13 protein-coding genes and 1 pseudogene are annotated in these 12572 nt (G+C 66.2%); 6 read left to right on the top strand and 8 right to left on the bottom strand.

The window, feature by feature from the left end; translation table 11 throughout:
- Positions 1-44 precede the first annotated feature (44 nt).
- From WJU17_RS12765 to WJU17_RS12755, 3 genes and pseudogenes are all read left to right on the top strand, one after another.
- Positions 45-743: pseudogene (locus WJU17_RS12765) on the top strand (pseudouridine synthase); the annotation flags it as partial.
- Between the two features lie 46 nt (positions 744-789).
- A complete protein-coding gene (gene rsmD / locus WJU17_RS12760; protein WP_346327782.1) occupies positions 790-1341 on the top strand; it encodes a 16S rRNA (guanine(966)-N(2))-methyltransferase RsmD in 552 nt (183 codons plus the stop codon).
- Positions 1342-1433: 92 nt separating this feature from the next.
- The gene (locus tag WJU17_RS12755; RefSeq protein WP_346327781.1) at positions 1434-1640 is read left to right on the top strand and encodes a hypothetical protein; all 207 of its coding nucleotides are present in this window, start codon (positions 1434-1436) and stop codon (positions 1638-1640) included.
- Here WJU17_RS12755 and mutL read toward each other — a convergent pair.
- From mutL to WJU17_RS12715, 8 genes are all read right to left on the bottom strand, one after another.
- Positions 1623-3443: a DNA mismatch repair endonuclease MutL gene (gene mutL, locus WJU17_RS12750; protein WP_346327780.1), complete on the bottom strand. Its 1821-nt coding sequence runs from the start codon at positions 3441-3443 to the stop codon at positions 1623-1625. The genes WJU17_RS12755 and mutL overlap by 18 nt on opposite strands.
- Entirely contained in the window at positions 3440-4714 is a 1275-nt protein-coding gene (locus WJU17_RS12745; RefSeq protein WP_346327779.1) for a glucose-6-phosphate isomerase, read from the bottom strand. Before WJU17_RS12745 ends, mutL begins: the two co-directional genes overlap by 4 nt.
- Entirely contained in the window at positions 4711-6042 is a 1332-nt protein-coding gene (locus tag WJU17_RS12740; protein WP_346327778.1) for a pitrilysin family protein, read from the bottom strand. The genes WJU17_RS12745 and WJU17_RS12740 overlap by 4 nt, the downstream gene beginning before the upstream one ends.
- On the bottom strand, positions 6039-7400 hold the full coding sequence (locus tag WJU17_RS12735; protein ID WP_346327777.1) for a pitrilysin family protein: 1362 nt from the start codon (positions 7398-7400) through the stop codon (positions 6039-6041). Before WJU17_RS12735 ends, WJU17_RS12740 begins: the two co-directional genes overlap by 4 nt.
- 23 nt (positions 7401-7423) lie before the next feature.
- The gene (locus tag WJU17_RS12730; protein ID WP_346327776.1) at positions 7424-7903 is read right to left on the bottom strand and encodes a DUF3035 domain-containing protein; all 480 of its coding nucleotides are present in this window, start codon (positions 7901-7903) and stop codon (positions 7424-7426) included.
- Positions 7904-7920: 17 nt separating this feature from the next.
- Positions 7921-8406 (bottom strand): signal peptidase II, encoded by a 486-nt coding sequence (gene lspA, locus WJU17_RS12725; RefSeq protein WP_346327775.1) that lies wholly within the window; start codon positions 8404-8406, stop codon positions 7921-7923.
- 100 nt (positions 8407-8506) lie between these two features.
- Positions 8507-9523, bottom strand: a complete 1017-nt coding sequence (locus tag WJU17_RS12720) for a bifunctional riboflavin kinase/FAD synthetase (protein WP_346327774.1) — start codon at positions 9521-9523, stop codon at positions 8507-8509.
- A gap of 14 nt (positions 9524-9537) precedes the next feature.
- Positions 9538-9924, bottom strand: a complete 387-nt coding sequence (locus tag WJU17_RS12715) for a MaoC family dehydratase (RefSeq protein WP_346328948.1) — start codon at positions 9922-9924, stop codon at positions 9538-9540.
- 247 nt (positions 9925-10171) lie between these two features.
- On the opposite strand from WJU17_RS12715, the gene WJU17_RS12710 reads away from it, so the two are divergent.
- The 3 genes from WJU17_RS12710 (at position 10172) to WJU17_RS12700 (ending at position 12569) form a co-directional block, all read left to right on the top strand.
- Positions 10172-10492, top strand: a complete 321-nt coding sequence (locus tag WJU17_RS12710) for a DUF2849 domain-containing protein (RefSeq protein ID WP_346327773.1) — start codon at positions 10172-10174, stop codon at positions 10490-10492.
- A gap of 144 nt (positions 10493-10636) precedes the next feature.
- Positions 10637-11242: a hypothetical protein gene (locus tag WJU17_RS12705; protein WP_346327772.1), complete on the top strand. Its 606-nt coding sequence runs from the start codon at positions 10637-10639 to the stop codon at positions 11240-11242.
- 106 nt (positions 11243-11348) lie between these two features.
- Positions 11349-12569: an acyl-CoA dehydrogenase family protein gene (locus WJU17_RS12700; protein ID WP_346327771.1), complete on the top strand. Its 1221-nt coding sequence runs from the start codon at positions 11349-11351 to the stop codon at positions 12567-12569.
- The last annotated feature ends 3 nt before the right edge of the window (positions 12570-12572 follow it).

The raw sequence follows: 12572 nt of genomic DNA, 5'->3' as shown, positions 1-12572 counted from the left end.
ACTATGGTGCGCGCATGAACGAGAAGACGGGCGATAAGGACGGCGAGCGGATCGCCAAGGTGCTGGCGCGAGCGGGCGTGGCGTCGCGGCGCGCGGCGGAGACCATGATCGAGCAACGCCGCGTGGCCGTGGACGGCAAGGTGCTGGACAGCCCGGCGCTGAACGTAAGGCCCGAGCAGATCATTACCGTCGATGGCAAGCCCATCGCGGCGGCCGAGCCGACCCGGCTGTGGCTGTACCACAAGCCGCCGGGCCTGCTGACCAGCCACAAGGACCCGAAGGGCCGCAACACGGTGTTCGAGAACCTGCCCAAGGACATGCCCCGGGTGATCTCGGTCGGCCGCCTGGACATCAACTCGGAGGGCCTGCTGCTGCTGACCAATGATGGCGAGCTGGCCCGTCATCTGGAAAGCCCGAAGACCGGCTGGAAGCGTCGCTACCGCGCGCGCGCGTGGGGAGAGCCGGACGACAAGCGCCTGGAGGCGCTGCGCAAGGGCGTGGTCGTCGATGGCGTGAAATACGCGCCCGCCGAAGTCGAGGTCGAGAGCCGGAAGGCATCCAACACCTGGATCGCCGTCGGCATCCGTGAAGGCAAGAACCGCGAGGTCCGCAAGCTGCTCGAGCACGCCGGGCTGCAGGTCAGCCGGCTGATCCGGGTCGCCTATGGTCCGTTCCAGCTCGGCGTGCTGGAGCGCGGCGAGGTGCGCGAGGTGCACCGGCCGGTGCTGCGCCAGCAGCTGGGCGCGGCGTTCCAGCTCAAGGCAAAATGATGCGCGGGACGCCGGTCTGATGCGGATCGTCGGCGGCCGCTTTCGCGGTCTCCGGCTGAAGACGCCGGAGGACGACCGGGTGCGCCCGACCACCGATCGGGTACGCGAATCCCTTTTCAACATCATCGCCCACATGAACCCGCCCGTGCTGCGGGACGCGGTCGTGCTCGACCTGTTCGCCGGCACCGGCGCGCTGGGGCTGGAGGCGCTGTCGCGCGGCGCGGCACGGGCCGTGTTCGTCGACATGGACACCCGGTCGCTGGCGCTTGTCAGGGCCAATATCGACGCGGCGAAGGCAGCCGCGCTATGCACCGTGGTCAGGGCAGACGCGGCGCAACTGAGGCCATCCGAGGTGGGCGCGACGCTCGCCTTTCTCGACCCGCCTTATGGCAAGGGTTTGGTGAATCCCGCTCTGGAGGCCGCCGCGCGCGGCGGCTGGCTGTCGCCGGGAGCGACGGTGGTGATCGAAACGGCATCCGGCGAGGCGGTGACCCTACCGCCGGGCTTCGCCGAAACCGATCAGCGTGCCTATGGCGGCAGCCATATTGTTTTCGCCCGCTACGAACCCTGAGCACCCACGGGCGTTGTTGCCTGCATCAAGTTGCATTACGCTGATCCGCATATTGCTGGGCACACCATTTTAAGTTCGAACAAGGTTGGGCAATGACAGAGCGCGAGACGCTTCGGGCGATTCTCGAGGCTGTCCGCTATCTCGAGAAGGATGCGGAACTGGTGGGCGCCGATAGCGTCGCCATGTATCTTCGTCTGGCGGCGAGCGAAGCGGATACGCTGATAAAGACAATGCCGAAACCCCCGGAGTCCCGGGAGGCGACGGCTGCCAAGCGGCGCAAGTCAGCGCCGCCCGAATAGACGTTCGATATCCTTGAGCTTCAGTTCCACATAGGTGGGACGGCCATGGTTGCACTGGCCGGAATGGGGGGTTGCCTCCATTTCGCGCATCAGTGCGTTCATTTCGGTGACCGTCAGCCGCCGACCGGCGCGCACGCTGCCATGGCAGGCCATGGTGGAGCAGACATCCTCGAGACGTTCCTTCAGGCTGAGCGCCTCGTCCAGTTCGGCGAGATCGTCGGCGAGATCGCGGACCAATCCCTTGATGTCGCAGTCGCCCAGCAAGGCGGGCGCCTCGCGCACCACCACGGCGCCAGGGCCAAAGGCTTCGATGGCGAGTCCCAGTTCAGCCAGTTCATGGGCGCGGTCGATCAGCTGATCGGCGGCAGCCGGGTCAAGCTCGATCACTTCGGGCAGCAGCAGCATCTGGCGGGCGACACCCTGGCCGGTCAGCGCCTGTTTCATGCGCTCGTAAACCAGGCGTTCGTGCGCGGCGTGCTGATCGACGATGACGATGCCGTCCTCGGTCTGCGAGATGATGTAGGTCTCATGCAGCTGGCCGCGGGCGGCGCCCAGCGGATAGCGCGCTTCGGGCTGCGGCTCGGCGGCGAGAGGCACCACGGCCGAAGGTGCCGTATCGACGCGCGCGGACGGCTCCGAGCCATAGGCGAACGCCGCCTGATCACGTCCGTCGCCAAAGCCGGGCGGGACAGCCAGCGGTCGGTTGAACTCGGCGAAGATGGGATTGGCCGAGAAGGCGGGTGTCTCGCGCTTGATGGCACCGAGGGCCGCGGCGCCGACCGTCGTCGAGGCATGGTGGCCCGCCGCGACCAGCGCGTTGCGCAGGGCGCCGACGATCAGGCCGCGCACCACCCCGGCATCGCGAAAGCGAACTTCCGCCTTGGCCGGATGAACGTTCACGTCCACGTCCTCGGGTTCGGCGTCAAGGAAAAGCGCCAGCACCGGGTGGCGGTCACGCGCCAGGAAATCGGCGTAGGCGCCGCGTACCGCGCCGACGAACAGCTTGTCCCGCACGGTGCGGCCGTTCACGAACAGATACTGATGCTGGCCATTGCCGCGATTGTAGGTGGGCACGCCCGCGAAGCCGCGCAGACGAAAATTCCGGCGCTCGGCGTCGATGGGCAGAGTGTTCTCGCCGAAATCCGCGCCCAGAAGGGCCGACAGCCGCGCCAGCAGCCGCTGATCGAACAGATCGCCCGGCGCGGGAGGCACGCGCAGTAGCACACGCTGATCGTGGGTCAGGGTAAAGCCGACTTCCGGGTTGGCCATGGCGAGACGGCGCATGGTGTCGACCGCCTGGTTCAGTTCGGTCCGCTCGCCCTTGAGGAACTTCAGCCGGGCTGGAGTGGCATGGAACAGGTCGCGAATCTCGACCTTGGTGCCGTGATTGAGCGCGGCAGGACGCGCCGGCAGCTTGCGGCCAGCCTCGACGGCGATCTGCCAGGCCTCGGCCGCGCCGCGCGCCCGGCTGGAAATGGTGAGGCGGCTGACCGCGCCGATGGACGGCAGCGCCTCGCCGCGAAAGCCCAGGAATTCCACCCGGAGCAAATCGTCGTCGTCGGGCAGCTTGGAGGTCGCGTGCCGCTCGATGCAAAGCTCGAGGTCCTCGCGGCTCATGCCCATGCCGTCGTCGGTGACGCCGATATACTCGATGCCGCCACCCGCCAGCACCACGTCCACATGGCGCGCACCCGCGTCGATGGCGTTCTCGACCAGTTCCTTGATGGCGCTGGCCGGCCGCTCCACCACCTCTCCCGCGGCGATGCGGTTGACGGTGGTCTCCGGCAGCAGGCGAATGGTCATGGGTTTTGCAGGTATTCCCGCGTGAGGACCTTGCCCAGCTCGACGGCGGGCTGGTCGAAAGGATCGACGCCCAGCATATCGCCGATGATGATGGTTTCCAGCATGAAGTGCATCAACAGGGCGCCGAGCGCCTTCTCGTCCGGCTCGCCGACGGCGATGTGCCGGACCGGATGGCCCTTGCGGATCAGCACATCCATGCTGGCCCGGGCCTGCGCGTCGACGACGTCGCCGATGGTGCGCCCGGCCATGAAGGAGAGGGCCTTGTCCTGGGCGAGATCGGCCGGAACGGTCGGGCCCGAGCCCTTGATGTCGGCGGTGATGACGGTGACCAACTTGTCGTAAGGTCCGTCCACCAGCAATTGCTGCATGGAGTGTTGGTCGACCGGCCCCAGCGCGGCGAGCGGCGTGAGCCCCTTGCCATCCTTGCCGACGCTTTCGGACAGAAGCTGGCGGTACCAGTGGCCGACCCGCTCGAAGCGGCCCACATAGGGCATCATCACCAGCGTGGTCACGCCCTTGGCGGCCAGAGCGCCGGCCATCGCCGCGCCCATGGCCGGCGAGGAATTGTCCGAGTGCAGCAGGTCCCGGAGCACCGCGGCGGCGCCGGCGCGGATCGCCCACAGGTCGAGACCGGCCAGCGCGGCCGGCAGCAGGCCGACACCCGACAGGACGGAGAAGCGGCCGCCGAGATCGGGATCATGATCGAGCACCGGGATGGACCACTGCCGGGCGATATCCCGCAGCGCGCTCGTTCCCGGCTGGGCGATGGCCAGCACGCGGGCACCGACCTCTTCCTCGAGACCGCGGGCCCGATAGGCGTCGAGCACGACGAGCAGCTGGGCCAGCGTCTCCGGCGTGCCGCCCGACTTGGACACCACGATGAAGCTGGTCGCCAGGAAATCGATGCTGGTCAGCAATTCGCCCAGGGCGCGCGGATCCAGATTGTCGGCGAATTCGACCACGGGCAGATTGCCGCGCGGCGCCAGTGCCGTCAGGGTCTGACCGCCCAGGCTGGAGCCGCCAATGCCGAGCACGACCACATGCTTGCTCTGGCGCGACAGCAGACCGGCGATATCGGTGAGGCTCAGGAGGTCGGTGGTATCCTCGGGCAGGCGCAGCAACGGCCACGCGCCGTCGCGATACGCCTTGCGGATGCGCGCGACGCCCGCCGATGCCGCTTTCATCGCCGTCTCGAACGCCGCCTGGCTCACGCCGCCGGAACCGACGGCCGATTCGAAGCAGGCATCCAGAGTCTGACTGAGCGGGATCACGGTGTCGGTTTCTCCGTTGCGGCACTGAGCCCTTCGGGCTGGCCTACGATAACCCAGAACGTCCGGTTTGGATCCAGCAGGCGCTGCGCGACCCGGTTGACGTCGGCCAGCGTGACCGCCTCGATGTAGCTGTTCCGCTCATTGATGTAGTCGGTATCGAAACCATAGCGCTGCATGCCCGTCAGCTGGCCGGCGATGGCGCTGCTGGTGTCGAAATTGAGCGCATAGGAGCCCGTGAGATAGGTCTTGGCGTCGGCCAGTTCGGCCTCGGTCGCGCCGGTCTGGGCCATGCGGGCGATCTCGCCCTCGATGACCGACTTGGATTCGCCCATGCGCGCGTTCACCGTGGCAACACTTCCCAGCAGCAGGGCGGCGTGATCCATCGGCATGAGATAGGTGGCGACGCCATAGGTGAGGCCGCGCTTGGTTCTAACCTCTTCCATCAGCCGCGACGAGAAACCGCCGCTGCCGAAGATCTGATTCATCACCAGCGCCGCGTACCAGTCGGGATCGTCGCGCTTGAGGCCGGGCATGCCGAACATGGCGACGCTCTGGGGCACGGCCGTGTCGATCACCTGGACCTTGGCATCAAGCACCGGAGCGATATCGGCCACTTCGGCTGCCTTGCCTTGTGCCGGCAGCGCGCCGAAGGCCTTATCGAGCAGCGCTCCCAACTCCTCGGGCGTGATATCGCCGACCACGCTGACGATCAGCCGGTCTCGAGCGAAAGTCGCGGTGACGTAGCCGCGCAGATCCTGCGCGGTCAGCCCGGAAAGGCTCGCGGGGGTTCCGGTAGGGTTGCTGGCATAGGGATGCTCGCCGAAGGCCGCCCGCATCCAGGCCTTGCCCGCGACCGAGCGGGGATTGTCGTCTTCCGAGCGCTGGATCGAACGAACCTGTTCGCGCACGCGCTCGACCGCATCGGCGTCGAACCGCGGCTGGGCCAGCGCCAGACCAAGAAGCCTGAACGCCTCGTCCTTTTCTTCGCTGAGCGTCTTCAGCGTGCCACTGAACTGATCGCGCCCGGCGGTGAAGCCCATGCGGATCGCCCGTTCGTCCAGCGCTTTCTGAAACGCCAGGGCGTCCAGCTCGCCCGCGCCTTCGTTGAGCAGGCCTGACGCCAGATAAGCAAGGCCTTCCTTGCCCTTGGGATCGGCCGACGCGCCGCCTTTGAACTCATAATCCACGGCGATGAGCGGAATGCCATGTTCCTCGACCAGCCAAGCCTTGATGCCGCCCGGACTGACCACTTCCTTGATCTCCACCGCCTCGGCGCGCGCGCCATACGCGCAGATCAGGAGGATCGCGGCGAAGATTCGGGCCATCATGGCGCTGGCTCCTGCGCCGGAGCCGCCGGCAGCAGCAGGCCCGTGACGGAATGTTCCTCGACGAACACGGCGCGCGCGGCGGCCATGATGTCGTCCTTGGTGACGGCCTCGATCTGGTCCGGCCATGCCAGCACGTCGGCGACCGTCTCGCCCCGCACCAGCGCCGCGCCGAAGATGTTGGCGAGGCCCTGGCCGCTGTCACGGGCATAGATCGCCGCGGCCTTCAGCGACTTCTTCGCCCGGGCCAGTTCCTCGTCGGTGACACCATCGCGCAGGATCTGGGCAAGCACCGCCTCGACCGCCGCGGGAATGGGCGCGTAATCGTCATTCTGCGGCGTCACCGAGACGCCAAAGCGCGACGGACCGAGGCCGTCGGAGCCATAGCTGGAGCCGGCATCGACCGCGAGTTTCTTTTCCACCACCAGCGTCTGGTAAAGCCGGCTGGTGGTGCCGCCGCCAATGATGTCGTTGAGCACTTCGAGCGGGATGGCGTGCTTGCTCTCGCCAAAATGGATGCTGGGCGCGATCCAGGTCTTGAGCCATGACGCCTGACTGACGCGCGGGTCGCGCATGGTCAGCGACCGGGCTGAAAGCTGCGGCGGCTCCTTTCCCTGCATGCGGGGCGGCACCGGCTTGGCCGGGAGCGCGCCATAGGTCTTGTTCGCAAGGGCCTTGACCGCCTCGGCTTCCACATCGCCGACCACGACCACCACCGCGTTGTTGGGCGCATAGTGCAGCTTGTAGAAGCCCAGCGCGTCGGCGCGGGTCAGCGATTCGATGTCGTGCATCCAGCCAATCACCGGAATCCGGTAGGGATGCGCCAGCAACTGGACCGCGTCGAGCTGCTCGCCGAACAGGGCGGGCGGCGAATTCTCGACCCGGGTGCGCCGCTCTTCGATCACCACCTGGCGCTCCTGATCCACCTGGTCCTCGGCGATGCGCAAATTCGCCATGCGATCAGCCTCCATCTCCATCACCAGCGCCAGCTTGTCGGCGGCGACCTGCTGGAAGTAGGCGGTATAGTCCGAGGAGGTGAAGGCGTTGTCCTGGCCGCCATTACGGGCGACGATCTTGGACAGCTCGCCCGACGGCACCTTTTCGGTGCCTTTGAACATCAGGTGCTCGAGGAAGTGGGCAAGACCGGTCTTACCGGCGAACTCGTCGGTGGCGCCGACCTTGTACCAGGCCATGTGGGTGACGATCGGCGCGCGGTGATCTTCGATCACCAGCAGCTGCAGGCCGTTCGCCAGCTTGAACTCGTGAATGTCGAGCGGTTCGGCGGCGGACACCGCCGCAGGCCCGGCAAGAGCCATCACCAGCGCGACGAGGAAACCGAGAAAGTGGCGGGGGTGCCGCACGGCCTGTCTCAGGATCGCTCTCCCTACTGGTCCGGCGTCGACGCGGGCTGGCTCGGGCTTTGTCGCCGGATGCTGGTTTCCGGCGCGCCTTCCACCTTGTCGTTGTAGAGCAGCTGTTCGGTGAAGTTGCCCTTGTTGACGACCGATCCCTGCGTCGAGAGGTCCGAGCGAACATCGGTGTCGGCGGTGGCGCCGCCGGTGGCGTTGAGCAACTGGCGCTCGGCCGGGGAACCGGCTGCGGCTTCCAGCTTGGCTTCCGGGAACAGTGCCTGCATGGCCATTTCCGAGGGGTCGGCATCGCGCGGCTTGGGCTGGTTCGGCCCCGGCGGGCGCAGATTGTAGTCCGGCGGAATGACCAGCGCGCGCTTGGACACCACGGCGAATTCGTCCGGCGGATACTTGTTCGCGCCAAGCGCGTCCTTCAGTCCGCCACAGCCACTCAGCGAGCCCGCCGCGAGGAGAGCCAACGCCACAGAGAGGCCGACCGAGTTCCGTGCCACCATGATTCCGTCCTGTTCCGTTATTCGCTCTGCCGCCGGCCGCTTCCGAAGAACGCGTCCCAGAGCAGCAGGGCGACGCCGATCGAGATCGCGCTGTCGGCGATATTGAAGGCCCAAAAGTGCCATCCCGCCAGATGAAAATCAAAGAAATCCGCCACCGCTCCATGCACCACGCGGTCGATCGCGTTGCCCAGCGCGCCGCCAATAACGAAGGCGAGCGCCACGGTTAGAAGTAGGTTGGTGGCCCGGATCATCCAGACCGCGAGGGCGATCGCAACGGCGACCGCAAATCCAGTCAGCAGCCAGCGAGTCAGGTCTCCATAGGTGCCCAGCAGGCCAAAACTGATCCCCGTGTTCCAGGTCAGCACCAGATTGAAGAAACTCGTGACCTCGACGGGCTGGCGCGTACCGATATCGTAGGGACCCAGCAGCCACCATTTCGACGCCTGATCAAGCGCGACGGTAGCCGCCATCACGACGAAACCCGTGGTCGTACGCGCGCTCACCGGGAGGCCCCGGAGACGGCGGCTGGGAAACTGACGGAAAACAGAGTCGGCATTCGTCCTAATCGCTTGGCGTGACCGGGCATTCCGGACGGAGTGTTTATCAGGCCAGCCCCGGTGCTGTCGAGGCCGGTTCTACCGGGCTGTGACGGGTGACCGGCGGAAACCGGTCGCGGGCGGCGGCAGGCTCGGCGAGAAGGCGGCGCGCCTGGGCGCTATCCAGCGCGATCTGTGCCGTCAGCGCCGCCAATCCATCGAATTTCCGCTCCGGACGGATGAAATCGATCATGTCGACACCCGCATGGGCGCCATAGAGGTCGCCATCGAAATCGAACAGATGCACCTCGAACGAGATGGCGGTCTTGCCGAAGGTCGGGCGCCGACCCAGATTCGCGACGCCATCATAAACGCCGGCGCGCGGTCCATCCTCCACATGCATGCGCACGGCATAGACGCCCAGGAGGGGTTCGAGATAGTCGCCCCAGCTGACATTCGCTGTCGGAAATCCGATCGTGCGGCCACGCTGGTCGCCCTGTTCCACCCGGCCTTCGATACGCCACCAGTGCCCCATCAGGGCGGCGGCGCGCTGCGGCTCGCCCTGGCGCAGGTGCTCGCGGACCCGCGACGACGAATAGACGTCGCCGCCGGTGCGCAGCGGCTCGACCACCGAGACCCCGAAACCTGCCTCGGCGCCCATGCGTCGCAACAGGTCGGCGTCGCCGCCCCGGCCCTTGCCGAAGCGCTGATCCCAGCCGGTGACCACATGGCGCGCCTGCAGCTGGCCGATCAGCACCTGGCGCACGAATGCCTCGGCCGGGGTGCCGGCGAGCGCCGAATCAAAGGACAGGACGAACAGCACGTCGGCGCCGAATGCCTCGATGGCCTGCGCCTTCGAGCGCAGGCTCATCAGCCGGAAGGACGGCGTGTCGGGGCGAAAGAACTGGGACGGGTGCGGCTCGGTGGTCATCACCGCGAGCGGCGCGCCCAACTGGTCGGCAATGGCGGCGGCACGGCCCACGACCGCCTGATGGCCCTTGTGAAACCCGTCGAAATTGCCCCAGGCGACAACCGACCCGGTCACATCGGGCGGCAAATGGTCCAGGTGCCGGAACAGCTTCATGGATTTTTCGCGGCTCAGGCGGGACGCGACGGAACCAGGATCAGCGCCTCGCCATCCAGCACCGCCTTGCCATTGACCAGACACACACACTCGAAACGAGCCTGCTTCTTCTCCGGCTTGAGTTCCGCGATGGTGACCTTGGCCGTGACCGTGTCGCCGGCACGGACCGGCGCCTTGAAACGCAACGACTGGCTCATGTAAATACAGCCGGGACCAGGCAGCTTCGTCCCGAACACGGTGGAGATGAAGCTGGCAGACAGCATGCCGTGGGCGATCCGCCCCTTGAACATGGTCGCGGCGGCGAATTCCTCGTTCAGGTGAACCGGGTTGGTGTCTCCGCTAATTCCGGCGAACAGGATGATGTCGGCCTCGGTGACGGTCTTGGCGTAGGAGGCGGACATGCCTTCGGCGAGATCCTCGAAATAATAGCCGTTCTGGTCTGACAAGGGCGTTTTCCTTCGGCGCGCTGCGCAGGGGTCGGTGCGTCCTGTATAGTCGCCGCCATAGGGCGCGGCAAGCGACCCGCACGAAGCCTTGCCACTCACGCGCCGGCAGAAAATGCTTGCCGCCGCCCCGGCTGGTATTGTCAAACAGGCGCCAGCAGGCATTCCGGCGCGCGCCGCGCGCCAAACCAGAGGGAGGCCGCCAATGGCGGACGGCGATCAGAGCGTTTACAGGGTAGTGACGGCCAACCGGCTGCGCGACGGCATCATTGTCTATTTCAACCGGGACGCCGGCTGGAGCGAGCACCTCCGCGACGCGACCGTCGCCTCGGGCGAGGAAATCGACGGTCTGGTCGCGCTGGCCGAGAAGGACGTGCGGTCCAACACGGTGGTCGGCGCCTACACCATCGAGATCGCGGGCGATCACCAGCCGCTGACGGCCCGCGAGCGCATCCGTGCCGAAGGCCCGTCGATCCGCTTCGGCGAGGACGCCCTGCCGCGCAACAATTCGGATTTTGAGATTTGAGTCGCTCCGGCCTATAGTGGGCGCGGGGGGCTATCCGACGCCGTGCGCGCAACCTTGAAGCGCACGGAACCGGCGACGACAAGGAGAGGTCACATTCGTATTCTTCGAGGCCACGCAGGATTCCGCGGCTCGCTACGTCGCACATTGCACGTCCTGGTCGCATTGGCCGCGACGTTCGGCATCGCGGGACAGGCCGCCGCGCTTCCCTGCATGACCCAGGCGGAAACCACGGCGGAACATGCCCGTGGCCTGCAGTCGGCCCTGATGGTGGCGGCGCTGAAGTGCGTGCACAAGTCCAGCCTGAAGATGTACGACAACTACAACACCTTCATCACCCGCTATAACAGCGAGCTGACCAGCCATTCCAAAGTGATGCAGGCCTACTTCCAGCGCAGCCATGGCAAGGGCCACCAGGCGGCGCTGAACAAGTACATGACGTCGATGGCCAATTATTTCTCGCTGAACACGTTCAACAACCCGAAATTCTGCGAGGACATGGCGGCCGCCGTGACCGCGGTGCTGGCCCAGGGCGACGGCGCCGTGCTGCGCGGCCAGTTCGAGACCTCGTTCCTGCCGCCCAACTCGGCGCCCATGTGCAACGAGGACGCGAAGATGGCCAGCAAGGACGTGCCCGCCCTGAGCGGCAAGATTCCCGATCTGGCGGCGATTCACATGCCCGATCTGGACACGCGCACCAAGCACACCGCGGTAAACACCACCGCGCCGGCGCCGGCAAGCACGACCGACTGAGCGCCGCCGGGGGGTCCACAACCCCACTTGGCAATGATGCAAACCCCGTTATAACAGGGCGCGACTTGGCCGCGCTCACGGCGGCGTATCATCCGGGAGGATCACCATGGACTTTGCCTATAGCGACCGCGTCAAGGATCTGCAGAAGCGCCTGATCGACTTCATGGACGCCCATATCTATCCGAACGAGGACCTGTTCTACGAACAGCTCGACAGCCAGGGCAACCGCTTCCGCACGCCGCAGATTCTGCAGGACATCAAGGCGAAGGCAAAGGCCGAGGGCCTATGGAACCTGTTCCTGCCGCATCCCTTCCGCGACAAATACGGCGTCGGCCTGACCAATCTGGAATACGCCCCGCTGGCCGAGATCATGGGCCGGGTCGATTGGGCATCCGAGGCGTTCAACTGCAACGCGCCCGACACCGGCAACATGGAGGTGTTCGTCAAGTACGCCACGCCGGAACAGCAGGACAAGTGGCTGATCCCGCTGCTCGAGGGCGAAATCCGCTCGTGCTTCTGCATGACCGAGCCGGCTGTCGCCTCCTCGGACGCCACCAACGTGGCGACCAGCATGAAGCGCGAGGGCGACGAATACGTCATCAACGGCCGCAAATGGTACACCACCGGCGGCATGCGCGAGAGCAGCAAGATCTTCATCGTCATGGGCAAGACCGACACCAGCGCGCCCAAGCATCAGCAGCAGTCGCAGATTCTGGTGCCCAAGGACACGCCCGGCGTGAAGATCGTGCGCCATGTGAAGGTCTACAATGACGATCACGCACCGTTCGGCGAGGCCGAGGTGCTGTTCGACAATGTCCGCGTGCCGGTGTCCAACGTACTGCTCGGCGAAGGCCGCGGCTTCGAGATCGCGCAGGGCCGCCTCGGTCCGGGCCGCATCCATCACTGCATGCGCCTGATCGGCGCCGCCGACCGCGCCATCGACCAGATGTGCCGCCGCGTGTCGAGCCGCGAGGCGTTCGGCAAGAAGCTGGCCGATTTCGACACCATCCGCTCCAACATCGCCTGGTCGCGCATCGAGCTGGAGCAGCTTCGCCTGCTGGTGCTCAAGGCCGCCTACATGATGGACGAGGTCGGCGCCAAGGGCGCGCGCAAGGAAATCGCCATGATCAAGGTCGTGGTGCCGCAAACGGTGGCGAAGATCATCGACCGCGCTATCCAGACCCACGGCGCGGGCGGCTTCACCAACGATTACTTCCTGGCCAAGGCCTGGGCCTATGCGCGCACGACGCAGATGGCGGACGGCCCGGACGAAGTGCACACTGAAACGGTCGCCAAGCTGGAGCTGCGGCCCTACTCGAACCGATAAGGC

This window comes from Iodidimonas sp. SYSU 1G8, from assembly GCF_039655775.1.
Classification (GTDB): Bacteria; Pseudomonadota; Alphaproteobacteria; order SMXS01; family SMXS01; genus RI-34.
Note: the sequence above shows the minus strand (reverse complement) of the source record. Positions and strands in the feature narration are given on the sequence as shown.

What these genes read in the sequence shown, in the direction of transcription:
- WJU17_RS12730 (WP_346327776.1), bottom strand. Translation starts at nt 7,903, where the DNA reads ATGGTGGCACGGAACTCGGTCGGCCTCTCTGTGGCGTTGGCTCTCCTC.
- WJU17_RS12740 (WP_346327778.1), bottom strand. Translation starts at nt 6,042, where the DNA reads ATGATGGCCCGAATCTTCGCCGCGATCCTCCTGATCTGCGCGTATGGC.
- WJU17_RS12720 (WP_346327774.1), bottom strand. Translation starts at nt 9,523, where the DNA reads ATGAAGCTGTTCCGGCACCTGGACCATTTGCCGCCCGATGTGACCGGG.
- WJU17_RS12710 (WP_346327773.1), top strand. Translation starts at nt 10,172, where the DNA reads ATGGCGGACGGCGATCAGAGCGTTTACAGGGTAGTGACGGCCAACCGG.
- WJU17_RS12700 (WP_346327771.1), top strand. Translation starts at nt 11,349, where the DNA reads ATGGACTTTGCCTATAGCGACCGCGTCAAGGATCTGCAGAAGCGCCTG.
- WJU17_RS12755 (WP_346327781.1), top strand. Translation starts at nt 1,434, where the DNA reads ATGACAGAGCGCGAGACGCTTCGGGCGATTCTCGAGGCTGTCCGCTAT.
- rsmD (WP_346327782.1), top strand. Translation starts at nt 790, where the DNA reads ATGCGGATCGTCGGCGGCCGCTTTCGCGGTCTCCGGCTGAAGACGCCG.
- WJU17_RS12715 (WP_346328948.1), bottom strand. Translation starts at nt 9,924, where the DNA reads ATGTCCGCCTCCTACGCCAAGACCGTCACCGAGGCCGACATCATCCTG.
- mutL (WP_346327780.1), bottom strand. Translation starts at nt 3,443, where the DNA reads ATGACCATTCGCCTGCTGCCGGAGACCACCGTCAACCGCATCGCCGCG.